Origin of the sequence: Pectobacterium wasabiae CFBP 3304, from assembly GCF_001742185.1 — a bacterium.
Taxonomy (GTDB): Bacteria; Pseudomonadota; Gammaproteobacteria; order Enterobacterales; family Enterobacteriaceae; genus Pectobacterium; species Pectobacterium wasabiae.
On the sequence record NZ_CP015750.1, the window covers coordinates 2430774 to 2453723 of the forward strand.

Below are 22950 nucleotides of genomic sequence, written 5' to 3' on the forward strand. Positions count from 1 at the left end.
CTAAATCATGATGTGCCGGATCGCAGAACAGAGCGTGTACTTTGCCTAATCCATTGGGAGTAAAACGTATCTGGATTTGCAATCGCGATGGCTTAACACGTTTTCATTAATACATGTGCTGATTAACGACAGACAGTACGCGTAAAAAAACACAGGAGAACCGGGTGCGCTGGTTACCGTTATTACTGATTTTTCTTTTAGCTTACATCGAGATATCGCTGTTTATTCACGTGGCTGACGTGCTGGGTGTCGCCATGACCTTGCTGCTGGTGGTTTTCACGTCCTGCTTGGGCGTCTCGCTGGTGCGCAATCAGGGGATGAAAACGCTGGTGCAGATGCAGCAGAAAATGGCGGCAGGCGAAAGCCCTGCGGCTGAAATGGTAAAAAGCGTGTCACTGGTGCTGGCAGGTTTCCTGCTCTTGATCCCTGGCTTCCTGACTGACTTTCTGGGGCTGTTGCTATTACTGCCGCCCGTGCAGAAAAGCCTGACGCTTAAACTGATGCCTCACTTACACATCTGGGGTTCCGGCTCTAATGCACCGCCTTCCGGAGGGAACACCTTCGAAGGTGAATACCAGCGTAAGGATGGCGGGCGCGGAAATATTGAACACCGGGACGATCGAGATGACCGCTAACATCGCGACAGTCTGAAAAACCGCTAAGGATTATCATGTTGATAATCCTTATTTTTTATCTGCTATCGGTAATACATAGCTGCCTAACGCAAAAAAAATGAATTGTCTCCCTTGAAGGGCGATGAAACGCCCCCACTTAGAAAACCACAAGGCCGATTATGAAAAGCATAATCGTTATGAAAACATCGTCGGCGTTTATCCTAAACCGATATGGACTTTCTCAAAGGAGAGCTATCAATGAATATTCGTCCATTGCATGACCGCGTGATCGTCAAGCGCAAAGAAGTCGAGTCAAAATCTGCTGGCGGTATCGTACTGACTGGTTCCGCTGCAGGTAAATCTACCCGTGGTGAAGTTCTGGCCGTAGGTCACGGACGTATCCTGGAAAATGGCGAAGTGAAGCCGCTGGATGTGAAAGTAGGCGACATCGTTATTTTCAATGATGGCTATGGCGTGAAAGCAGAGAAGATCGATAACGAAGAAGTGTTGATCATGTCTGAAAGTGACATTCTGGCAATTGTTGAAGCGTAATCGCGCGTAATCATCTGAACTGAACGAATTTAAGGGAAATACACCATGGCAGCTAAAGACGTAAAATTCGGTAATGACGCTCGCGTAAAAATGCTGCGCGGCGTGAATGTACTGGCTGATGCAGTGAAGGTTACCCTGGGCCCGAAAGGCCGTAACGTGGTTTTGGATAAATCCTTCGGTGCACCGACCATTACTAAAGACGGCGTATCTGTTGCGCGTGAAATCGAGCTGGAAGACAAGTTCGAGAACATGGGCGCACAGATGGTGAAAGAAGTTGCCTCTAAAGCGAATGACGCAGCAGGCGACGGCACCACGACCGCAACCGTATTGGCGCAGGCTATCATCACTGAAGGCCTGAAAGCTGTTGCTGCGGGCATGAACCCGATGGATCTGAAGCGCGGTATCGATAAAGCCGTTATCGCTGCTGTTGAAGAGCTGAAAACACTGTCTGTACCGTGCTCTGACTCTAAAGCTATCGCTCAGGTTGGTACCATCTCTGCTAACTCCGACGAAACCGTAGGCAAAATGATTGCCGAAGCCATGGACAAAGTCGGTAAAGAAGGTGTTATCACCGTTGAAGAAGGTACAGGTCTGCAAGACGAGCTGGACGTGGTTGAAGGTATGCAGTTCGACCGTGGCTACCTGTCTCCGTACTTCATCAACAAGCCAGAAACTGGCGCTGTAGAACTGGAAAGCCCGTTCATCTTGCTGGCTGACAAAAAAATCTCCAACATCCGCGAAATGCTGCCAGTACTGGAAGCCGTAGCGAAAGCGGGCAAACCGCTGGTTATCGTGGCTGAAGACGTTGAAGGCGAAGCGCTGGCAACGCTGGTGGTTAACACCATGCGTGGTATCGTGAAAGTGGCTGCGGTGAAAGCACCGGGCTTCGGCGACCGTCGTAAAGCAATGCTGCAAGACATCGCTACGCTGACTGGCGGTACCGTTATCTCTGAAGAGATCGGTCTGGAGCTGGAAAAAGCGACGCTGGAAGATCTGGGTCAGGCAAAACGCGTTGTTATCAACAAAGACACCACCACCATCATCGATGGTACGGGTGAAGAAGCTGCGATCCAGGGCCGTGTTGCTCAGATCCGTCAGCAGGTTGAAGAAGCAACCTCAGATTATGACAAAGAGAAACTGCAAGAGCGTGTGGCTAAACTGGCTGGCGGCGTAGCCGTTATCAAAGTTGGCGCAGCAACTGAAGTTGAAATGAAAGAGAAGAAAGCACGCGTTGAAGATGCCCTGGCTGCGACTCGCGCTGCGGTAGAAGAAGGCGTGGTTGCTGGTGGTGGTGTGGCGCTGGTTCGCGTTGCGGCCAAACTGGCTTCTCTGACTGCTCAGAACGAAGATCAGAATGTGGGTATCAAAGTTGCGCTGCGCGCGATGGAAGCTCCACTGCGTCAGATCGTTTCCAACGCTGGTGAAGAGCCATCTGTGGTTGCGAATACTGTTAAAGCTGGCGAAGGTAATTACGGTTACAACGCAGCGACTGAAGAATACGGCAACATGATCGATTTCGGTATCCTGGATCCGACCAAAGTTACCCGTTCTGCGCTGCAATTCGCGGCTTCCGTTGCTGGTCTGATGATCACCACCGAATGTATGGTGACCGACCTGCCTAAAGGCGATGCGCCTGACTTAGGTGCTGCTGGTGGTATGGGCGGTATGGGTGGTATGGGCGGCATGATGTAATGTGACCCCCTTGTCGCCGGAAGCCGTTTTCCGGTGGCGGGAAGTCAGGTTACAGAAGCTCGTCTTTCTGTCCTTTAAAGAGCACTATCCGGTCGCGATACCGGGTGGTGCTTTTTTTTTATGCGTTACACATTTCGCCCCATTGCTGAAATGTTGCCGTATCGTTGATGAATGCGTTTATAGCGTGTTATCGAGGGAACCATTCTGCGCTACAATAGGGACGCTTACTTTATTTACGAATGCTTTATTGATAAGCAACCCTGTCTGGAGTAGGGACAATGTCTGACGATGTGTCAACGCTTCTGCGCACCATATCCTGGTTTACTGAACCCCCTTCGGTATTGCCTGAACACATTGGTGACTGGCTGATGGAAACCAGTTCCATGACGCAGCGGCTTGAAAAATACTGCGTTCAACTGAGGGTCACGCTTTGTCGTGAGGGGTTCATTACGCCACAGTCGTTGGGCGAAGAGCGCGATCAACTCCCGCTTGATGAACGTTACTGGCTGCGTGAAGTTGTGCTGTATGGTGACGATCGCCCCTGGCTTTTCGGCCGAACGATTGTCCCACAACAGACACTTGACGGTTCTGGTGCGGCTTTGGTGAAAATAGGCAATCAACCGTTGGGTCGTTATCTGTTTGAGCAAAAATCGCTGACGCGTGATTACATTCATACCGGATGCTGCGAAGGTTTATGGGCGCGGCGTTCCCGCCTGTGTCTTTCTGGGCATCCGTTACTGTTGACTGAGCTTTTCTTACCGGAATCACCGGTTTATTACACACCCAGTGATGAAGGTTGGCAGGTAATTTGAGGAGATAAATCCTTGGAAAGAAGTGTTACAGCAGGGAAATGGCTGGCTTATTGTCGCTTGATGCGAATTGATAAACCGATAGGTTCCCTGTTGCTGCTGTGGCCAACACTATGGGCACTGTGGCTGGCGGGAGGGAAAACACCTGCACCGTGGACGCTCTTTGTTTTTGTCGCAGGCGTTTTCCTTATGCGTGCGGCGGGCTGCGTCATCAATGATTATGCTGACCGTCATTTTGACGGCCATGTAAAACGCACCGCTTCTCGCCCATTGCCCAGCGGCGAGGTGAGCGAGCAATCTGCCAAAGTTCTGTTTGTGGTTCTGGTCTTGCTGGCATTTGGTCTGGTGTTGACGCTGAATAAGATGACGATCCTGCTGTCTGTCGCCGGGCTGGCTCTGGCGTGGATTTATCCGTTTATGAAACGGGTCAGCCATCTGCCGCAGTTTGTGCTGGGGGCGGCATTCGGTTGGTCGATCCCCATGGCCTACGCGGCAGTCAGTGAAAGCCTGCCGGTAACCTGCTGGATGATGTTTTTGGCATATATTTGCTGGACGGTGGCTTACGATACGCAATATGCGATGGTGGATCGTGATGATGACCTGAAGATCGGCGTGAAATCCACGGCGATCTTATTTGGTCGTTTTGACAATGTCATCATCGGGTTATTGCAGCTTAGTATGCTGGCGTTGTTATTGGCTTTGGGATACATCACCGGACTGGGAACCCCCTACACTATTTCTCTGCTGGTGGCTGGTGGGATGTTTGTCTATCAGCAAATACTGACTGCTGGGCGTGAACGTGATGCCTGCTTTAAGGCATTCCACAATAATAAATATGCAGGTATGGCGATATTTATTGGTGTGCTGTTCGGCCTGTAAGGTAGATGGTAGAGACAAAAAAGCAGCGATTTCTCGCTGCTTTTTTATGACGGAATGTTTTGTGATACGTTTATTATGCTAAACGCATCCACGGCTTGATGGCGGCGTGTTATCCGCCATTTTCCCGTTACTCCGGTCAGGCTATTCCTGCTTTGCTTCTTCCACCGTCTGACTGGCTGTTTCCATTTCGGTGGGTGAGCTGGCGCTTTCGATAGTCAACCGAACTTCTGGAGTGATCAGATCGCCAAGGATGCTGTAGATTGCCACAATATCGCCTTGCGCCGCTTCCGCACTGTCGGTGATATACCCGGCTGTGCGTAACGTGGCGACCAGCGTTGAGAACACTGCTTTATCGAAAAACTCCGGTGCATTAATACCGTGTAAAACGGACAGACGCTGTGCCATATTCCGACTTTCTTTCTCCAGCGTTCCACGGTTGATTTCTGGATTTGCACACAGTAAAGACAGCGTAATCGCATAACGTTGTAGCGTTTCACGCACGCCAGCAGACAGCAGTTGTAGTGTACGGATGCGTGGTGGATTGATGGCTAATTCGCCATCACGGCTGCACAGTAACTGTTGTCGAATCAGTTCATTAGCTAGTGTTTCCAGTACGTCCGGTAATTGCTCTTTGGAATAATGCAGGAACAACTCGGCTTGCAGCAGCGGATAGATTAGCGTGATTTGTTGCACAACGTCGGCAAGCGTAATCCGACGATGATGAATGACGATGCTGGCGATCAACGACGGTAACACCAACAGATGCTGGATGTTATTACGATAATACGTCATCAGAACTGCCTGTTCGCGTGGCAGAATGATGATATCGCCAATGCTGTCCTTCTCCACTTCGAATTTGTTCATGCCCAGCGCGTGTTCCAGCAATTCATTCGCTGTCTTTTTGGGAGCCGTAATATCCTTGTGGTAAGGCGTTTGACGCAGCAGTTGCAGGTAGCAATCGAGCTGTTCGTGCATTTGCTCACGCGTCAGTGAACGCTGGCGCGATGCTAATAACGCTGTGGAGCACAAGTTCATCGCGTTTGCTGCCGCAGAGTTATTGATGCGCACCATGATATCCATAGAGATATCTTGCACCGTCGGCGTTAGCCAGCTTGGGCGCTGTGCCTCAATGGGATCAATCGCATCACGCCACTGCGGTACATGCTGGTTCAGATAGGTTGTTAGCGGGAGCGGTTCACCGAAGTTCACATAGCCCTGACCTAAATTACGCAGCTTGCGCAAACCGCGCACCATCTGCATAAAGCCTTCTTTTTCCTTCACTGCGCCGCGTAGCTCTTTCGCATAGGTACCGACTTCCATCACATGCTCGTAACCGACATAAATCGGCACCAGTGTGATAGGACGCGTGCCGCCTCTGAGCATGGCCTGAATGGTCATGGCCAGCGTACCGGTTTTGGGATCAAGAAGACGCCCCGTGCGCGAGCGTCCGCCTTCCATAAAGTATTCAACGGAATAACCACGGGCAAACAACTCGCCCAGGTATTCGCGGAAAATCGTGGAATAGAGTTTGTTGCCTTTGAAGGTTCGACGAATAAAGAACGCGCCAAGACGGCGGAAGATCGGGCCTGCCGGCCAGAAATTAAGGTTGATGCCTGCGGCGATGTGCGGCGGGACTAAGCCTTGATGGTACAGGACGTAGGACAGCAGCAGGTAATCCATATGGCTGCGGTGGCAAGGCACATAGACAATGCCGTGACCATCCTGCGCCAGTTGACGAACGCGTTCGGCGTTATGGACGTTGATCCCCTGATAAAGGCGGTTCCACGTCCAGCTCAATACGCGATCCGACAGGCGCACCGCTTCGTAGGAGAAATCGGCGGCGATTTCTTCCATCAGCGCAATCGCATTTTGCTGCGCTTTCTCATGAGAAATCTTCTTACTGCGTGCCTCATCGTCTACGGCTTTCTTGATCGCTTTGGAATCCAGTAACTTGTTAAACAGATCCTGACGCACCGGTAAACGTGGGCCAACTGCCGCCAAACGCTGGCGAGAGAAGTGCATACGCGCGACACGCGCCAGTTTGTGGGCTATGGTTTTGTCAGTGCCATGCTCAGTCGCCATATAGCGCAGCGACACCGGGCTGGAGAAGCGGACAAAGCTGTCACGGCCTAGCCACAGTACGGCAAAGAATTTTTCGATGCCGTTGAGTAACCGCAGGTGTGGCGTGGCCTGAGAATGGCCTTCTCGACCTGGAGAGCGCCCAAACATCACGGAAACCGGCACCATCTGCACGTCTAGATCTGGATTGGCTCGGTGCAGATCCAGATAGTCGTGGAACAGCTTGACAGATTTCTGTTTGGGAACGTAATAGCGGAAGACGCGCGGCCCGTCATTAATAAATACGTGGCTGGGGAGTTCGACGCCATTGAATTCGAACGACTGCGAGGGATCGGGTAACCCCAATGCCAGGCATTTCGCGCGTAGCGTCAGTAGATCCGCCTGGGAATTATAAGGCAGAACATAGAGTATAGGACGTGAGGGATCTAACCTCAACTCGACCACCGGATCTGTAGGAATAACTTTGCTTTTCACCAACAGTTTCAGTGGGAGATTCAATAGTTTATAGTAAATTTTACGCCAACCTGACATAACAACGTAGAGCCTCTTGTTAGCAATGCGCCGCAAGGATACCAGAAACTGCGCCGGAGATCTGTGGTGATGAGACAACGTAGGTGCGTTAAAATGCGAACTATTTTGCGTATACTCGTCATACTTCAAGTTGCATGTGCGTTGGCAGCGTTTAAATACTCGGCCCGTCGTGGGCCTCGCCCTGAAGGGCCGCTGCAAGCAGCGTTCAAATCTGCTCCCGGCAGATTTGTCACCCGAATCACTTACTTGAGTAAGCTCATCGGGATTCCCTCTCTTGCCGCCTGCCTGGAACTCGAATTATTTAGAGTCTAAAAATGGAGGATAAATGAATAAAGCAACGGGGATGACCCGGATTATTAAGGCGACCGGTTATTCCTTGAAGGGGTTGAAGCAGGCGTGGCAGCATGAGGCGGCATTCCGTCAGGAAACGATACTGACGATTGTCGGCGTTATTATCGCGTGTTTGCTGCCGGTGACGCTGGTTGAAAAACTGCTGCTTATCGGGTCTGTGGTATTGATTATGTTATTTGAGTTGGCTAACAGCGCCATTGAAGCTGTCGTCGATCGCATTGGCCTTGAGCACCACGAATTATCCGGTCGGGCGAAAGATATCGGGTCGGCGGCTGTCTTTGTTGCCATCTTGCTAGCCGCTGCCGTGTGGGGCAGCATTCTCTGGCAACATTTTGCCTGACGGCACGCATAAATGAATAAAAGTCAGGGGCTTTGCCTATATCTCGATTCCCAATTGTGCCTTACCTGTATATACTCACAGCAAGACTGTATAAACAACCAGGGGGCGGAATGAAAGTATTAACAGCAAGGCAGCAGCAGGTTTATGACCTGATCCGCGATCACATTGCGCAAACCGGAATGCCGCCAACGCGGGCGGAAATTGCCCAACAACTGGGGTTCCGCTCTCCGAATGCGGCTGAAGAACATCTGAAAGCGCTGGCACGTAAAGGCGTGATTGAAATTGTCTCGGGGGCATCTCGTGGTATTCGCCTACTGATGGAAGAAGAGACGGGTATTCCTCTGGTTGGGCGCGTGGCCGCAGGTGAACCGCTGCTGGCACAGGAACATATCGAATGCCGCTATCAGGTTGACCCTGCTATGTTCAAACCCAGCGCTGATTTTTTGCTGCGAGTGAGCGGTATGTCGATGAAAAACATTGGTATTATGGATGGTGATTTGCTGGCCGTACATAAAACAGAAGATGTGCGCAACGGTCAGATTGTGGTGGCGCGTATTGACGATGAAGTGACAGTGAAGCGCTTGAAGAAGCAGGGTAATACGGTGCATCTTCTCGCTGAAAATGAAGAGTTCGCCCCTATCGTTGTCGACCTGCGTCAGCAAAGTTTTTCGATAGAAGGTTTAGCGGTTGGCGTTATTCGTAATAGCGACTGGAGCTAACCGTTAGCAAAAAATGATAGCCCTCGGGGCTATCGTTTTTTAATCGGAACAGTATGGTCGTGATCGCAATGATCCGGCTGCTTGCATGATGCCACTTCCTGGCAGTCTCCACATAACCCATGTGCTTCCACAACGCTGTGACGCAGCGTAAATCCTGACTGCTGCGCCAAGTTGCGTAGTGTTTCTTCCACACCCTCGGTTTGACGTTCCGTGACTTGTCCGCAGCGATCGCAGATGAAAAGGGCAGACGTATGGCTGTGGTCTTCGATGTGGTGACACAGCACATAGCTGTTGTTTGATTCAACGCGATGAATGAAGCCTTGTTCCAGCAAAAAATCCAGTGCGCGGTACACGGTAGGCGGTTTAGCCTGAGGTTCAGTGAGGCGCAGAAGATCCAGCAGGTCATACGCGCTGATAGCGCCCGCCTGTTGTGCCATAAGGCGTAAAACCTCCAACCGCTGTGGCGTTAGACGCACCGCGCGCTGCTGACAAATCTGTTCAGCCTGGGCAAGAAGTTTGTCCTGTTTGGTTGAATCCATTGTCATATCACCCTGACACATTGAGGAACAAGACGGATATCTTACCACGACTGAATAAAAACGCCGAGTGAGTGGCGTTTTCCTGCGAAGACGACGGAAAGAAGAACTACACGACCAGATCGATGAGCAGTGCCCGCAAAGGAGTGTCTGCCTGTAGCGTCAACGTCGTTTCTTCCTTGATGAAGGCTCCATCGCCGCAGTGTAATGCTTCACTGTGCTGGCCACCTTTCACCGCCATTGAACCGTGAATCAGTTGGAGATACGCCTGATTTCCCTGTAGCACTATCGTGCTTTGCTCATTTGGTTGGAGATCGACATGGTGGATCCAAACCTGTTGGCGCAGTTGCAGGCTATCTTGCTCGCCTTCCGGTGAGGCAAGCAGAGTATGACTTGATGAATTGAGTCCCATGCGCTGCAATGGGCTGTTCTCTCTGGTCTGGCAGGCATTCAGCCATAATTGCAGACGCGTCAACGGCTTGCTGGTGTTGGTATTATGTTCGCTGTAGCTGACGTTTGGCTGAGTGGCGAGCAACAAAACATCACCAGCTTTAGCCTGAATATGGCCGCCGTTGCTGTCACGGTATTCCGCCTCGCCCTGAAGAATAATGTTCAGGATATCAACCCGTGGGTAGGTTCGCGGCTGGAATGATGCCCCTGGTGCCAGTACTTCCTGATTGAGCACGCGAAGAGAAGCATAGCCCAGCAACTGTGGGTCAAAATAGTGACCGAAAGAGAAAGTATAGCGTGCCTGCAACCAGCCATAATCGGCTTGGCCGCATTGCCCCGCTGCTCTTCGTGTGATCATAATTTTTATCCCCCAGATAATTATTTCTTAAACCGATAGTAATTGTGTGGACGTTGGATTGTTAGCTAGTTAATCTGGTCGGTATGTTCAAAATTCCTGAATGAGTACGAAGATGGCGAGAGAACGAGCATTGACGCTGGAAGCCCTGAGGGTGATGGATGCGATCGATCGTCGTGGCAGCTTTGCCGCTGCGGCAGACGAGCTGGGTAGGGTGCCTTCGGCACTGAGCTATACCATGCAAAAATTGGAAGAAGAGTTAGATGTGGTGTTGTTCGATCGTTCCGGGCATCGTACTAAATTCACGAATGTTGGACGAATGCTGTTGGAGCGCGGGCGTATCTTGCTGGAAGCCGCAGATAAGCTCACCACGGATGCGGAAGCGCTGGCTCGCGGTTGGGAAACGCACCTGACGATTGTGACGGAAGCCCTGATTCCAACTCAGCGGATTTTTCCCTTGATCGATAAACTGGCGCTCAAAGCGAATACGCAGGTATCGATTCTGACGGAAGTACTGGCAGGGGCGTGGGAGCGTCTTGAACAAGGGCGCGCTGATATCGTGATCGCGCCAGACATGCATTTTCGTGCGTCTTCTGAAATGAATACCCGCAAACTGTACACGATGAATAACGTTTATGTCGCTAGCCCAGAGCATCCCATTCATCAGGAGCCTGAGCCGCTATCGGATGCGACTCGTGTGAAATACCGCGGAATTGCAGTCGCGGATACCGCGCGTGAACGTCCGGTGCTGACGGTGCAATTATTGGATAAGCAGCAGCGTCTGACGGTAAGCTCGCTAGATGATAAACGGCGTGCATTGCTGGCTGGATTAGGTGTTGCAACCATGCCTTATCCGATGGTGGCGCAGGATATTGCCGAAGGGCGTTTACTGGTGATTGGGCCAGAGCATCAGATGGAAAGTCAGATTATTATGGCGTGGCGACGAGACAGCATGGGCGAGGCGAAATCCTGGTTCCTGCGCGAAATTCCCAAATTGCTGAACCAACCCTAAATTCCACGCTTTCCTGCGGCAAGGTGTGGCGGTCACACCTTGCCTCAGCACTTCATGCTTTACGTAAAACGTTAGTATAAATCGACAAACGTTTTATCACGCTGGTGAGGCTGGTTCAGGTCTTGCTCTGGCCCCAGAGAAATCACGCCGTGCGGATTAATCGTGCCGTGGCTGCAATAATAGTGATGACGAATGTGCGCCATATCGACGGTATCAGCGATGCCGGGCATCTGATAAATATCCCGCAGAAAGCCGAACAGATTGGGATAATCGCTCAGGCGATACTTATCGCATTTGAAATGCGTGTGATAGACCGGATCGAAACGGATCAGTGTTGTCCATAGCCGCAAATCGGCTTCGGTTAACTGCTCACCAGTGAGATAACGCTGCTTTGCCAGAATGGCTTCCAGATCGGAAAGCGCGGCGAACACGGTCGTTGCAGCTTCATCATAGGCTGACTGAGTCGTCGCAAAACCGGCTTTGTAAACACCGTTGTTGACCTTGTCGTAAATCCAGCCGTTCAATTCGTCAATCTGAGTGCGTAGCGCTTCTGGGTAGTAATCTCCGGCTGCTGCGCCCATACCATCAAAAGCGCTGTTCAGCATGCGGATGATATCCGCCGATTCATTACTGACAATAGTGTGCTGTTCAGTGTCCCACAGGACGGGCACGGTTACCCGACCGCTGTAGCCTGGTTTGGCATGCAGGTAGAGCTGGTAGAGAAATTCGTGCTGATAGAGCGAGTCACCCGTTGCGGCCTCAAAATCGGTACCGAACGTCCAGCCACGATCGAGCATGAGTGGATGAACCACCGAAACGGCGATGTGATCGTCTAACCCTTTCAATTGCCGCATTAACAGCGTGCGATGCGCCCACGGGCAGGCCAGCGAAACATAGAGATGATAACGGCCGGACTGGGCAGAAAAGCCGCCTTTTCCAGTGAGTCCGGGAGCACCATCAGGCGTTACCCAATTGCGGAACACGGATTCTGAACGCTTAAAGTGACCGCCGGTAGATTTGGTTTCATACCAGGTATCGTGCCATACGCCGTCAACCAGTTGTCCCATAAATCCTCCCGTTAGTGAGTGATGATAAAACGACGGCAAGCCTTGTGTGCTTGCCGCCGCTATTTTGAGTGTATGCGTTATTCGACTATTAAGTGTAGTACAGGCCGGAAAAGGCTCGTCTTACCACTTTTTGCCCAGCAGGCGGTCGATACTGAATGCGCCTGGGCCAGCTACCGCTAGCAGGAGGTAGCCGCCAGCGATGGTCAGGTTTTTCATGAACATCAGTTGGTTCATGCCTTCCGCAAAGTTAGAGTGGAAAAGCAGCGCGGTCAGCAGCGTAAAGCCCGCGGTGAACAGCGCGACGGTACGAGTCAGCAGGCCAAACAGAACCGCCAGACCACCACCCAGTTCCAGCAAAATTGTCAGTGGCAGCAGGAAGGTCGGTACGCCCATCGCCTGCATGTATTGTTGTGTGCCTGCATAGGCATCGCCCAACTTACCGTAACCTGCAACGATAAACAGAATTGGCATTAAGATACGTGCAACCAGCAGTGCAGTACTTTCTAAATTTTTCATCATCTCTCCAATTAATTTTGTTGTGGGCTACACGGCCCTATTGTGTTTGTTGTCGCAGGTGTTGTCTGAACGTTTGACCCGCTATCAGGTTATGGGCAGATAGTATAGGGAGATGATTTATGCTACCAGCGAGTATAATTGTTGTTTTATTTCAGAAAAATTGATGTTCGGTTAAGTCTGCAAGAACGCGCTGCAATGACGTGAGCGCGTTAGGCAAGAGTGAGATGAAATGTGTTGAATATGACAGGCAGATAATCGATGCGATAGAGGGCGTTACGGACGTTGATCAAACGTTTTTCGCACGAGTCTGAATGTTCCCCACAGCCCGACGAGGCGGCGTCCCCAGCGGATCATACGGCTAGGGTGGCGCGCACCATAGAGTGCCACGAGGCTGGAGCCAACGATCCAGTATTTACGCCACTGCATCAGGCTTTGCCAGCCACGATCGTAACGGACTGTGGTATCTAGCCAGTGTTTCTTGCCTGCCGCTAAATCCAACCGCTGCTGCTGTATCTGGCGCAGTAGTTGGGCTTTTTCTCTATCTTGCCGTTGGCGCTGGTTCACTTGGCATCTTCCTCCAGCAGAGATCTGTCGGTCGCCAACTCCTTACGCGTCGCTTTGAGTAAGGTAGAACGGCGTACTTTCAGGAGCGTCCATATGCCGCCTATCAGCGCCAGTCCAAGCAATGTGGCAGTAATACATCCTAGCGCAAAGAGGCGATATTGCGGGTCGATGCCCCAGATGATCAGCGCTATCAGGCTCATAATGCCAAAAGCGGCAAAAAGCAGCGTCAGGCCAACCATAATCAGTAACTGAATCAGATTGGCTTTCTCTTCCTCTAATTCAATCACGGCCAATCGGACGCGGCTTTCCACCATGCTGACAATAATGGAGATGATGCGCTGAGCAGAAGCCATGACCCCGCTGGCGGGGCCTTGTTGTGATTTATCCGTCATAGTAATCGGCTAATTAGCGACGAGACAGCAGGACGCCAAGCACGACGCCGACTGCTGCGCCAATGCCGACACCCGTCCACGGGTTCTGGCGCACATAGTCATCCGCTGATTCAACGGCTTCTTTGGTTTGGGATGCGATGCGCTCACCGGTATCGCTCAAGCGACTGCGGGTTTCTTTCAGCGCGCTCTCTGCCTTATTACGCAACTTGTCCAGTTCCGCTTTAGATTTATCGCTGGAGGTGCTTAATACTTCTTCCAGCGTGTCCGCCAGTGATTTTAATTCGGCGCGCAGGTACTCAGAATTTTGATCTTTAGCCATATTAATAACCCTTCATGTTATAAACCTGAACGTTAACTATAGCTGAAGCTGAGATTTATGCCGCCCCAGACTGGTACGGAAAATTCTGATAACTCGCTGTAAATTTTAGTGATTTGGTTTTCGAGGGCAAAATGAATCGTTGGCGTGTGTTTTGTATGGGCAATGCTTTGTAGGATCAGCGTAGTGATACGTTATTGCTATGCGGCGCTTTCCGCCGTGTGCAATTCCTGCCCAGCCTCAGCCCATTTTTTCAGGTCGAGGCGTTTATCTACGTCATCCCAATTTGGATTGTTTCTGTGTCAGTTTCTGCTGCCAGAATGGTGTCGGAGCTGTCGCCTGCTGCGCGGTAACACTGACTTTAGGTAAAGACAAACGCAGGACATCTCTGGCTGCGATGCTCTGTTCTGGTGAGGCAAGACGGACGATCAGGCTATCTTGCTCTGGCGTAATGCTTTTGATCGCAATCCCTTTTTCATTGAGACGCTGATACACGTAAAAGCCATCTGGCAACGCGGCACCCTCGTAGGGTTTGATATGTAGCATCGCATCGTCTTGGGAATGGCGTAGTGATTGGGATTGCGTCAAGGCAATAAGTGGCAGAGCAAGCAAGAGCAGTATGCGTCCTACTTTTTTGGGGGAAAGCTTCGGGAATAGCCCGCGAATTGACACAGTTAGCGTCCTTTTTCTGCATTATTGGCGTTAGCATCACGTTTTTTACGCCAAAGTACAAAGAGCGATCCAAACAGACCGACAAACAGCAGTACCAGTGGCAGCATCATCAGGCAGAACATGAGTTCGTCTTCATATTTCAGGAAGATCGTCGTTTTTCCTAAAGCGAAGCCCAGCGTAACCAGAATAAAAACCCACAGGAACCCGCTCATCCAGTTGAAGAACTGAAAGCGAGCGTTATTGAGGCCTGACAAACCTGCGATGGTAGGTAACAGCGTTCTCACAAAAGCCAGAAAGCGGCCAACTAACAGTGCGGACAGACCGTGACGGTGGAAGAGCTGGTGGGCGCGTTGGTGATAGTGCGCAGGCAAATGTGATAGCCAGCCCTGAACAATGCCCGTATTGCCAAGCCATTTCCCTTGAATATAGCTGGCCCAGCAGCCGAGGCTAGCGGCCGTTGTCAGTAGAAATATCGTAAAAGGGTAATTCATTGTGCCTTTGGCGACGAGAACGCCGACCAAAATAAGCAGGCTATCGCCGGGCAAGAACGCGGCGGGAAGCAGACCGTTTTCCAGAAAAATAATCAGAAACAACAAGATATAGATGGTCCACACCAGCTTGGGGTCGGCTAAAATATCGAAATCCTGATGCCAGAGTGCGTTTAACAGTTCTTTGATTAATTCCATCCGGTATTCCTAATACTGCTGTTTCATTTTAGCCTTGGCGACAATCACGCTTCTGGACATGATAAGAGTGAATACAGTTATACCCGTCATATTTCACGTTATTTAGGGTATATCCGGGCACAGGATTATGATTTTTTTGATGATCTCTGCTTTCTTCTGCCCGATAGCGGCGCTGGTGTCTGACTTAATGCTCGCTTTTCGCCGCGAACCCGATAAACAGGTAGCTTAGGGATTGTTTGGTCTTGGCAGACTTTATGTCCGAAGCGATGGGTTAAGCGTAAGAAAGACACGTTAACTGTAACAAAATAGGTGTTACTGAGACAGGGAAATATTACGACAACCGAGGGGATTTAGGGGGATTTTTCGAAGAAGAGTTGAGGTTTCTGCGATATTTTACACTCGCTGACAGAAATCAACGTTTTCTGACCTTTTCCGTGCGTTCAAAAATGTCACCCCTCGTTCAAAAACAAGGGGCAAAAAGCGTTTTAGGGTTTACCTGCGTGTATCTGGTCGAGATGAACGACGGGGTTCTCGGCGAACATATAGCGATCGACGTTAAATTCAAAATCATCCGTTGTAGCGCGAAATAGCATCTGTTTGGTATTTTCCAGATGTTGCCACATTGCCAGTTTGGCGGCGTAAGGATCTTTGCGAATCAGCGCCTTAAGGATGCGGTCATGCTCTTCACACCAGCTTTCAATGGACTTGTCGTCAATGTGCTCATGCAGTTTGCGCCAGTAGGGATTGTGGATCCGTTGGCTCCACATTTTCTCTACGATGGTTGCCATCGCGGAATTTTGCGTTGCCAACGCGACCTGAACGTGGAATTTAAGATCCCACTGAGAATCACGGAAGCGATCTTCCTGACGCGCATATTCCTGAATTTCCATCAGTTGGATGATGTCCTGACGGGTCACCTGCGTGGCCGCAAATTCAGCAATGTTGCTTTCAATGAGTTGACGAGCCTGAAGTAGCTCAAACGGACCAGCGGCGACGAATTCAATATCGCCGCTACTAACGAACGGGTTCTTTTGCTGGTTGGAAATAACGTGAATGCCTGAACCCTTGCGCACTTCAACGTACCCTTCGACTTCCAGCATAATGATGGCTTCACGCACCACAGTGCGACTGACGTTCATTTCTTCAGAAATATAGCGTTCTGCCGGTAGTTTTTCGCCGACTTGGTACATACCGCTTTCGATACGCTGTTTTAATTCTGCGGCTAACTGCTGGTATAGCCGTCTGGGTTCAGTGAGTGCCATAGTGATGTCTACTCTCGATAGATGACGGTCCGTGTGCCACGTCAGGGCCTGAGTGTCTATCTCGTTAATCTTTGAGGGATGATTTGTTATACCACTTAATAACAGCAGCAACCAATGTTGTGGTCACAGTTATTACAATGTGTTACTGGGGAGGTGGCTCACCCGGTATCAGATCATACCGGATGAGCCAGGATAATGCAGGGATTATCAGTGCTGCTTGGCTTCTTTCAATGTTTCAGTAGCGGCGGCGACTTCTGAGGCTGGTTGGTTTTTCAACACCGTCCAGATCACAACGGCACCTAACAGGTCAAAGACCGCCAGTGCAGCAAACAGCGGGCTGAAGCCCATCGTATCGGCCAATGCACCGACTACCAATGCAAACATGGTGCTCGCCATCCAGGCAGCCATACCAGTCAAGCCATTTGCCGTCGCGACTTCATTACGGCCAAATACGTCAGATGACAGGGTAATCAGTGCGCCAGACAGCGACTGGTGCGCGAAGCCACCGACGCACAGCAGTGCGATAGCAACGTAAGGACTGGAGAACAGCCCGATCATACCGGGGCCAATCATCAGCACCGCACCCATGGTCACCACCAGCTTACGGGAAACGATTAGGTTCACTTTGAAGTGCTTTTGGAACAGCATTGGCAAGTAGCCACCGAGGATGCAGCCGATATCGGCGAACAGCATTGGCATCCAGGCGAACATGGCGATTTCTTTCAGGTTAAAGCCGTAGGCCTTAAACATGAACAGCGGGATCCAGGCGTTGAACGTTCCCCACGCAGGCTCAGCCAGAAAACGCGGCAGGGCGATACCCCAGAATTGACGGTTACGCAGGATCTGCCAGGCAGACATTTTTTTCGCGTTATTGGTTTGGTGCTGTGCTTCCTGCCCGTTAAGAATGTAGTCGCGCTCTTCGTCGCTGAGTTTTTTCTGATCTTTCGGGTGCTTGTAGAAAATGAGCCAGCAGATTGCCCAGACCATACTGAGTGCACCAGTAATGATAAAGGCCATTTCCCAACTGTGCGCCACAATGGCCCATACCACTAATGGTGGGGCGATCATTGCGCCGATGGATGATCCCACGTTGAAGTAACCGACGGCGACTGAACGCTCTTTTGCCGGGAACCACTCGCTGCTGGCTTTCAGACCCGCAGGGATCATTGCCGCTTCCGCCATACCGACCGCGCCGCGGGCGATAGCCAGACCACCCCAACTGTTTGCCAATGCGGTGCCCATGCAGCAGATAGCCCACATAATAGCAAACATGGCATAGCCGACTTTGGTGCCAAGCAAATCCAGTACATAGCCGGCGATGGGTTGCATAATGGTATAACAAGCTGAATAGGCAGCCACGATGTAAGAATACTGCTGTGTGGTGATGTGCAGTTGATCTTGTAGCGTCGGTGCGGCGACGGAAATTGCATTACGCGTCAGATATCCCAGCACGGTGCCAATGGTCACCAGGCCGATCATATACCAGCGTAATCCTTTGATTTTACGCATTTAACTTTCTCTCCGAGTCAATAAAAAACACAGTGGTGGCTCTTGAGTAGCGTCACGGTGTGAAGTGTCTTGTGATGTAATGCGACACGTTTTTTTGTTGTGCTGAACAGGAAAACCCTTCTCTTTGTGAGATAGCGATTGAATCCCAGCTCAAGGCAGCGCTACAATAATTTGTCATACAACTTTAAAAGTTGAGTGACATCACAAAACCATTATTTTTATACGGAATAATGAATTATTTGCTTAAATAGTGAAGAGCCAGCCATAAAGGGCCATGAATGCTGAGTTATTGTACTGCTTTGTTACATTTTTGCGATCATGACCTCACAAATGCTGTGAGATATTGCGCATAATTGGTGTGATATCTTTTAACGACCAACCCATTTGGTGCACAAGAAGCACGGTAAGTAAGGAAGAAAACATGCCCCAGTTTCTGAGTGAAGATTTTCTGTTAGACACTGAGTTTGCCCGTCGCCTTTATCATGAATATGCCGTCGATCAACCGATATTTGATTATCACTGCCATTTACCACCTGAGCAGATCGCGGAAAACTATCGCTTTAAAAATCTGTATGACATCTGGTTGAAGGGCGATCACTACAAGTGGCGTGCGATGCGCACTAACGGCGTGCCTGAACGTTTGTGTACGGGCGATGCCGGTGATTGGGAAAAATTTGAAGCTTGGGCTGCTACCGTGCCGCATACCATCGGCAACCCGCTTTACCACTGGACACACCTGGAGCTGCGCCGTCCATTTGGCGTAACCGGTACGCTGCTGTCACCAAGTACGGCAAAAGATATTTGGGATCGTTGTAATGCCATGCTGGAACGCGATGATTTTACCGCGCGCGGCATCATGCAGCAGATGAACGTGAAAATGGTGGGTACGACAGACGATCCGATTGACGATCTGCGCCACCACAAAGCCGTTGCTCAGGATTCAAGCTTCTCCATCAAGGTGCTGCCGAGCTGGCGTCCAGATAAAGCGTTCAACATTGAGTTAGCGACCTTCAACGACTATATGGCGAAGCTGGGTGAAGTTTCTGACACCGACATTCGTCGCTTTAGCGATCTGCAAACGGCACTGACCAAGCGTCTGGATCACTTCGCGGCACACGGTTGCAAAGTTTCCGACCATGCGCTGGATGTGGTGCTGTTTGCCGAAGCGGATGACGCAACGCTGGATAAAATTCTGGCGCGCCGTCTTGCTGGCGAAACGCTGAGCGAACATGAAGTGGCACAGTTCAAAACCGGTGTTCTGGTTTGGCTGGGTGCGGAATATGCCCGTCGCGGTTGGGTTCAGCAGTATCACATTGGCGCACTGCGCAACAATAACTTGCGTCAGTTCAAGCTGCTGGGGCCGGATGTCGGCTTCGACTCCATCAACGACCGTCCGCTGGCTCAGGAACTGTCTCGCCTGCTCAGTAAGCAGAATGAAGAAAACCTGCTGCCGAAAACCATCCTTTACTGCCTGAACCCGCGTGATAACGAAGTGCTCGGCACCATGATCGGCAACTTCCAGGGCGAAGGGATGCCGGGCAAGATGCAGTTCGGTTCTGGCTGGTGGTTCAACGATCAGAAGGACGGTATGCAACGCCAGATGACACAGCTAGCGCAGCTTGGTTTGCTGAGCCGCTTTGTCGGTATGCTGACCGATAGCCGTAGCTTCCTGTCTTATACCCGTCATGAATATTTCCGCCGCATTCTGTGCCAGATGATTGGCCGCTGGGTGGAAGATGGCGAAGCGCCAGCCGATCTGCCGCTGCTGGGCGAAATGGTGAAAAACATCAGTTTCGATAACGCTAAAAACTATTTTGCCATCGAGCTGTAATTCTACCGCGTTGTCGGGTGTGAATTGCACGGGATCGCGGCAGTAAGATTCCCAAAGGGGCTTACGCCGCGACTCTCTGTGTCTCGGTCTTTTGTCATCAGCACCTGTGGTGATTGGGTGCTGGTGAATATGAATATAGGGCAAGGATGACGGTTTATCGGTCGTGCCCTGAATATAAGATTCGTCCTGAGGTAGCCTGTTAATGCAAACGTTAAATCGTCGTAATTTCCCCGGTCGTCAACACCCGGATCGTGTTATCCAGTTTGGTGAAGGTAACTTCCTGCGCGCCTTTGTTGACTGGCAGTTGGATTTGCTGAATGAGCACACCGATTTAGATGCGGGTATTGTCATTGTTCGCCCGATCGATTCCGATTTCCCGCCCGCACTGGACACTCAGGATGGGTTGTACACCACGATTATCCGTGGCCTGAATGAACAGGGTGAAGCCGTTCGCGAACCACGCCTGATCCGTTCAGTAAACCGTGAAATCAACGTGTACCGTCAGTTTGATGACTATCTGGCTCTGGCGCACGATCCGAACATCCGTTTCGTGTTTTCAAATACCACCGAAGCGGGTATCAGCTATCACGCGGAGGACCGCCTGAGTGATGCGCCGCCAGTCAGCTTCCCAGCGAAATTAACGCGCCTGCTGTATGAGCGCTTCTGTCACTTTGACGGCGCGGCAGATAAAGGCTGGGTGCTGTTACCGTGTGAACTGATTGATTACAACGGCGTGGCGCTGAAAGAACTGGTGCTGCGCTATGCGGCACAGTGGGAATTGACGCCAACGTTTACCGCCTGGTTGAACGATCACAACACCTTCTGCTCGACGCTGGTGGACCGCATTGTTACGGGTTACCCGCGTGCCGAAGTTGAGGCGCTCCAGCAGGAAATGGGCTATCAGGATACCTTCTGGGATACGGCGGAACACTTCTATCTGTTCGTTATTCAGGGGCCACAGTGGCTGGCGGAAGAATTACGTCTGAACAAGCTGGATCTGAACGTTCGTATCGTTGATGACATCAAACCATATAAAGAACGCAAAGTGGCGATCCTCAACGGTGCGCATACCGCGCTGGTGCCGGTCGCATTCCTGTCGGGTTTGGATACCGTTGGCGAATCGATGGATGATGCCCTGATTGGCGCATTCGTGGAAAAAACCATTGCCGAAGAGATTGTCCCGGTATTGGATTTACCACATGACGAACTGACTTCATTTGCTCAGGCCGTACTAAGCCGCTTCCGTAACCCATTCATTCAGCATCAACTGTTATCTATCTCGCTGAATGGCATGACCAAATTCCGTACCCGCATTCTGCCGCAGTTGCTGACTTATCGTGAGCGTCACGGTGAATTGCCTGCTCGCTTGACGTTTGCGCTGGCGGCTCTGATTGCATTCTATCGCGGCGAGCGCAGCGGTGAAGGCGATGCGCTGCAAACCTATCCGTTGCAGGACGACGCTCATTGGCTAGAGCGTTATTCCTCGCTATGGGCGGGCGTAAAAGAAAACACCGTCAGTCTGGCTGAACTGGTGAATGTAGTGCTGCGTGATGCAGACCATTGGGAACAGGATTTAACGCAGGTTCCTGGACTTGCTGCGCAGGTGACAAAACAGTTACAAACCATCGTTGATCGCGGTATGCGCGCAGCCGTGGAAGGTTATTGCTAATCAGCAAGAAGGGTTATCCATGCAAAGTATTATAAAAATTCATTCTCTGGACAATGTGGCTGTCGCCTTGCGTGATGTTGATCAAGGCGAAACGGTGTCGGTGGATAGCTATACGGTGACACTTCAGCAACCTGTCGTGCGCGGACATAAGTTCGCGCTGGAAACCATCGCACCGGGAGAAATGATTACCAAGTATGGCCTGCCGATCGGCCATGCGCTGGTTTCTATTGCTCCCGGAGAACATATTCACTCCCAGAATGCGAAGACTAATCTGAGCGATTTGGATGAATACCAGTACCAACCTGAATTTCTCGAACTGCCTGCACAGATGGGCGATCGGGAGGTGCAACTCTACCGTCGCAAAAATGGCGATGTTGGTATCCGTAATGAGTTATGGATCCTGCCAACCGTCGGCTGTGTAAACGGTATTGCTCGCCAGATTCAGCAGCGTTTCCTGAAAGAAACCAACGATGCGGAAGGTATCGACGGCGTTTACCTGTTCAGCCATACCTTCGGCTGTTCACAGCTCGGTCAGGATCATGAAAACACCCGCACGATGCTGCAAAACATGGTGCGTCACCCGAATGCGGGCGCGGTGCTCGTGATCGGTCTGGGTTGTGAGAACAATCAGGTTGATGCATTCCGCAGTACGTTGGGGGGCTTTGACTCTGACCGCGTCACGTTCATGGTATGCCAGCAGCAGGACGATGAAGTTGAAGCGGGTCTGGAGCGTCTGCACACGCTGTATGAAGCGATGCGTCATGACAAGCGTGAACCAGGCAAGCTGAGTGAGCTGAAGTTCGGTCTGGAATGTGGTGGCTCCGATGGGTTGTCTGGTATTACGGCCAACCCGCTGCTAGGCCGTTTCTCCGACTATCTGATTGCTAACGGTGGTACCACGGTGCTGACCGAAGTGCCGGAGATGTTCGGTGCGGAACGCATTCTGATGAGCCGTTGCCGTGATGAAGCGACGTTTGAGAAAACGGTGCACATGGTGAATGACTTTAAACAGTACTTCATCGCGCATAACCAGCCGATTTACGAGAACCCATCACCGGGTAACAAAGCGGGTGGGATCACCACGCTGGAAGAGAAATCGCTGGGCTGTACGCAAAAAGCCGGGCAGAGCAAAGTGGTGGACGTGCTGAAATATGGTGAGCGCTTACATACTCCAGGGCTTAACCTGCTCAGCGCACCGGGAAATGATGCCGTAGCAACCAGCGCACTGGCGGGGGCAGGGTGTCATATGGTGCTGTTCAGCACCGGGCGCGGCACGCCTTACGGCGGGTTTGTTCCTACCGTAAAACTGGCGACCAACAGTGAACTGGCGAAGAAGAAACCGCACTGGATTGATTTTGATGCGGGACGTCTGATCCACGACATGCCGATGGATGAACTGCTGAGCCAGTTTGTGGAGCTGATCGTCGAGACTGCTGACGGTAAGCGCACGAAGAATGAAGTGAACGACTTCCGCGAATTGGCCATATTTAAGAGCGGCGTGACGTTGTAAATTCTATTTATTCCAATTAAAATAAAACGGCGTTTCA

Annotated in this window: 23 protein-coding genes; 11 read left to right on the forward strand and 12 right to left on the reverse strand. The window is 51.1% G+C overall.

Annotation, left to right across the window (positions count from 1 at the left end; genetic code table 11):
• Positions 1 to 164: 164 nt before the first annotated feature.
• The 5 genes from A7983_RS11005 to ubiA all read left to right on the forward strand — a co-directional run bounded on the left by A7983_RS11005 (position 165) and on the right by ubiA (position 4546).
• Complete coding sequence (locus A7983_RS11005; protein WP_005971291.1) at positions 165 to 635, forward strand: FxsA family protein; 471 nt, start codon at positions 165 to 167, stop codon at positions 633 to 635.
• A 237-nt stretch (positions 636 to 872) separates the two neighbouring features.
• A complete protein-coding gene (locus tag A7983_RS11010; protein ID WP_005971295.1) occupies positions 873 to 1166 on the forward strand; it encodes a co-chaperone GroES in 294 nt (97 codons plus the stop codon).
• A 45-nt stretch (positions 1167 to 1211) separates the two neighbouring features.
• Positions 1212 to 2858 (forward strand): chaperonin GroEL, encoded by a 1647-nt coding sequence (gene groL / locus A7983_RS11015; protein ID WP_005971297.1) that lies wholly within the window; start codon positions 1212 to 1214, stop codon positions 2856 to 2858.
• 278 nt (positions 2859 to 3136) lie between these two features.
• A complete protein-coding gene (ubiC, locus tag A7983_RS11020; protein ID WP_005971300.1) occupies positions 3137 to 3670 on the forward strand; it encodes a chorismate lyase in 534 nt (177 codons plus the stop codon).
• 12 nt (positions 3671 to 3682) lie between these two features.
• On the forward strand, positions 3683 to 4546 hold the full coding sequence (ubiA, locus tag A7983_RS11025) for a 4-hydroxybenzoate octaprenyltransferase (protein WP_005971302.1): 864 nt from the start codon (positions 3683 to 3685) through the stop codon (positions 4544 to 4546).
• 141 nt (positions 4547 to 4687) lie between these two features.
• Here the strand turns inward: ubiA and plsB are convergent, their stop codons facing one another.
• Positions 4688 to 7156 (reverse strand): glycerol-3-phosphate 1-O-acyltransferase PlsB, encoded by a 2469-nt coding sequence (gene plsB, locus A7983_RS11030; RefSeq protein ID WP_005971304.1) that lies wholly within the window; start codon positions 7154 to 7156, stop codon positions 4688 to 4690.
• Between the two features lie 325 nt (positions 7157 to 7481).
• On the opposite strand from plsB, the gene A7983_RS11035 reads away from it, so the two are divergent.
• Both A7983_RS11035 and lexA read left to right on the forward strand, forming a co-directional pair.
• A complete protein-coding gene (locus A7983_RS11035; protein ID WP_005971308.1) occupies positions 7482 to 7847 on the forward strand; it encodes a diacylglycerol kinase in 366 nt (121 codons plus the stop codon).
• Between the two features lie 110 nt (positions 7848 to 7957).
• Complete coding sequence (gene lexA / locus A7983_RS11040; RefSeq protein ID WP_005971310.1) at positions 7958 to 8566, forward strand: transcriptional repressor LexA; 609 nt, start codon at positions 7958 to 7960, stop codon at positions 8564 to 8566.
• Positions 8567 to 8595: 29 nt separating this feature from the next.
• Here the strand turns inward: lexA and zur are convergent, their stop codons facing one another.
• Positions 8596 to 9105, reverse strand: coding sequence for a zinc uptake transcriptional repressor Zur (zur, locus tag A7983_RS11045; protein WP_033070876.1), 510 nt, complete (start codon positions 9103 to 9105; stop codon positions 8596 to 8598).
• A 106-nt stretch (positions 9106 to 9211) separates the two neighbouring features.
• Positions 9212 to 9910, reverse strand: a complete 699-nt coding sequence (locus A7983_RS11050) for a pirin family protein (protein ID WP_005971315.1) — start codon at positions 9908 to 9910, stop codon at positions 9212 to 9214.
• Positions 9911 to 10022: 112 nt separating this feature from the next.
• Here A7983_RS11050 and A7983_RS11055 point away from each other — a divergent pair, with 112 nt between their 5' ends.
• On the forward strand, positions 10023 to 10919 hold the full coding sequence (locus tag A7983_RS11055) for a LysR family transcriptional regulator (RefSeq protein ID WP_005971317.1): 897 nt from the start codon (positions 10023 to 10025) through the stop codon (positions 10917 to 10919).
• 71 nt (positions 10920 to 10990) lie between these two features.
• On the opposite strand, the gene A7983_RS11060 is transcribed toward A7983_RS11055, so the two are convergent.
• The 9 genes from A7983_RS11060 to A7983_RS11100 all read right to left on the reverse strand — a co-directional run bounded on the left by A7983_RS11060 (position 10991) and on the right by A7983_RS11100 (position 17903).
• Positions 10991 to 11986, reverse strand: coding sequence for a glutathione S-transferase family protein (locus tag A7983_RS11060; RefSeq protein WP_005971318.1), 996 nt, complete (start codon positions 11984 to 11986; stop codon positions 10991 to 10993).
• Between the two features lie 120 nt (positions 11987 to 12106).
• On the reverse strand, positions 12107 to 12502 hold the full coding sequence (locus A7983_RS11065; RefSeq protein WP_005971320.1) for a DoxX family protein: 396 nt from the start codon (positions 12500 to 12502) through the stop codon (positions 12107 to 12109).
• A gap of 273 nt (positions 12503 to 12775) precedes the next feature.
• A complete protein-coding gene (locus A7983_RS11070; protein WP_005971322.1) occupies positions 12776 to 13066 on the reverse strand; it encodes a YqjK-like family protein in 291 nt (96 codons plus the stop codon).
• On the reverse strand, positions 13063 to 13458 hold the full coding sequence (locus A7983_RS11075) for a phage holin family protein (RefSeq protein ID WP_005971324.1): 396 nt from the start codon (positions 13456 to 13458) through the stop codon (positions 13063 to 13065). Before A7983_RS11075 ends, A7983_RS11070 begins: the two co-directional genes overlap by 4 nt.
• Before the next feature lie 13 nt (positions 13459 to 13471).
• A complete protein-coding gene (locus A7983_RS11080) occupies positions 13472 to 13777 on the reverse strand; it encodes a DUF883 family protein (protein ID WP_005971326.1) in 306 nt (101 codons plus the stop codon).
• A 273-nt stretch (positions 13778 to 14050) separates the two neighbouring features.
• Positions 14051 to 14446: an EnvZ/OmpR regulon moderator MzrA gene (gene mzrA / locus A7983_RS11085; RefSeq protein WP_005971329.1), complete on the reverse strand. Its 396-nt coding sequence runs from the start codon at positions 14444 to 14446 to the stop codon at positions 14051 to 14053.
• A 2-nt stretch (positions 14447 to 14448) separates the two neighbouring features.
• A complete protein-coding gene (locus tag A7983_RS11090; RefSeq protein WP_005971331.1) occupies positions 14449 to 15132 on the reverse strand; it encodes a DedA family protein in 684 nt (227 codons plus the stop codon).
• Positions 15133 to 15617: 485 nt separating this feature from the next.
• A complete protein-coding gene (gene exuR / locus A7983_RS11095) occupies positions 15618 to 16394 on the reverse strand; it encodes a transcriptional regulator ExuR (RefSeq protein ID WP_005971335.1) in 777 nt (258 codons plus the stop codon).
• 207 nt (positions 16395 to 16601) lie between these two features.
• On the reverse strand, positions 16602 to 17903 hold the full coding sequence (locus A7983_RS11100) for an MFS transporter (RefSeq protein WP_005971337.1): 1302 nt from the start codon (positions 17901 to 17903) through the stop codon (positions 16602 to 16604).
• A gap of 421 nt (positions 17904 to 18324) precedes the next feature.
• Here A7983_RS11100 and uxaC point away from each other — a divergent pair, with 421 nt between their 5' ends.
• The 3 genes from uxaC (at position 18325) to A7983_RS11115 (ending at position 22913) form a co-directional block, all read left to right on the forward strand.
• Positions 18325 to 19734, forward strand: a complete 1410-nt coding sequence (gene uxaC / locus A7983_RS11105) for a glucuronate isomerase (protein WP_005971338.1) — start codon at positions 18325 to 18327, stop codon at positions 19732 to 19734.
• Between the two features lie 202 nt (positions 19735 to 19936).
• Positions 19937 to 21403, forward strand: coding sequence for a tagaturonate reductase (locus A7983_RS11110; protein WP_005971340.1), 1467 nt, complete (start codon positions 19937 to 19939; stop codon positions 21401 to 21403).
• Between the two features lie 19 nt (positions 21404 to 21422).
• Complete coding sequence (locus A7983_RS11115) at positions 21423 to 22913, forward strand: UxaA family hydrolase (protein ID WP_005971342.1); 1491 nt, start codon at positions 21423 to 21425, stop codon at positions 22911 to 22913.
• Positions 22914 to 22950: the final 37 nt, after the last annotated feature.

Coding starts and splice junctions, on each gene's coding strand:
- uxaC (WP_005971338.1), top strand. CDS start 18,325: ATGCCCCAGTTTCTGAGTGAAGATTTTCTGTTAGACACTGAGTTTGCC.
- plsB (WP_005971304.1), bottom strand. CDS start 7,156: ATGTCAGGTTGGCGTAAAATTTACTATAAACTATTGAATCTCCCACTG.
- exuR (WP_005971335.1), bottom strand. CDS start 16,394: ATGGCACTCACTGAACCCAGACGGCTATACCAGCAGTTAGCCGCAGAA.
- ubiC (WP_005971300.1), top strand. CDS start 3,137: ATGTCTGACGATGTGTCAACGCTTCTGCGCACCATATCCTGGTTTACT.
- groL (WP_005971297.1), top strand. CDS start 1,212: ATGGCAGCTAAAGACGTAAAATTCGGTAATGACGCTCGCGTAAAAATG.
- A7983_RS11060 (WP_005971318.1), bottom strand. CDS start 11,986: ATGGGACAACTGGTTGACGGCGTATGGCACGATACCTGGTATGAAACC.
- lexA (WP_005971310.1), top strand. CDS start 7,958: ATGAAAGTATTAACAGCAAGGCAGCAGCAGGTTTATGACCTGATCCGC.
- A7983_RS11090 (WP_005971331.1), bottom strand. CDS start 15,132: ATGGAATTAATCAAAGAACTGTTAAACGCACTCTGGCATCAGGATTTC.
- A7983_RS11010 (WP_005971295.1), top strand. CDS start 873: ATGAATATTCGTCCATTGCATGACCGCGTGATCGTCAAGCGCAAAGAA.
- A7983_RS11055 (WP_005971317.1), top strand. CDS start 10,023: ATGGCGAGAGAACGAGCATTGACGCTGGAAGCCCTGAGGGTGATGGAT.
- A7983_RS11100 (WP_005971337.1), bottom strand. CDS start 17,903: ATGCGTAAAATCAAAGGATTACGCTGGTATATGATCGGCCTGGTGACC.
- A7983_RS11065 (WP_005971320.1), bottom strand. CDS start 12,502: ATGAAAAATTTAGAAAGTACTGCACTGCTGGTTGCACGTATCTTAATG.
- A7983_RS11080 (WP_005971326.1), bottom strand. CDS start 13,777: ATGGCTAAAGATCAAAATTCTGAGTACCTGCGCGCCGAATTAAAATCA.
- A7983_RS11115 (WP_005971342.1), top strand. CDS start 21,423: ATGCAAAGTATTATAAAAATTCATTCTCTGGACAATGTGGCTGTCGCC.
- A7983_RS11035 (WP_005971308.1), top strand. CDS start 7,482: ATGAATAAAGCAACGGGGATGACCCGGATTATTAAGGCGACCGGTTAT.
- A7983_RS11075 (WP_005971324.1), bottom strand. CDS start 13,458: ATGACGGATAAATCACAACAAGGCCCCGCCAGCGGGGTCATGGCTTCT.
- zur (WP_033070876.1), bottom strand. CDS start 9,105: ATGGATTCAACCAAACAGGACAAACTTCTTGCCCAGGCTGAACAGATT.
- A7983_RS11050 (WP_005971315.1), bottom strand. CDS start 9,910: ATGATCACACGAAGAGCAGCGGGGCAATGCGGCCAAGCCGATTATGGC.
- A7983_RS11110 (WP_005971340.1), top strand. CDS start 19,937: ATGCAAACGTTAAATCGTCGTAATTTCCCCGGTCGTCAACACCCGGAT.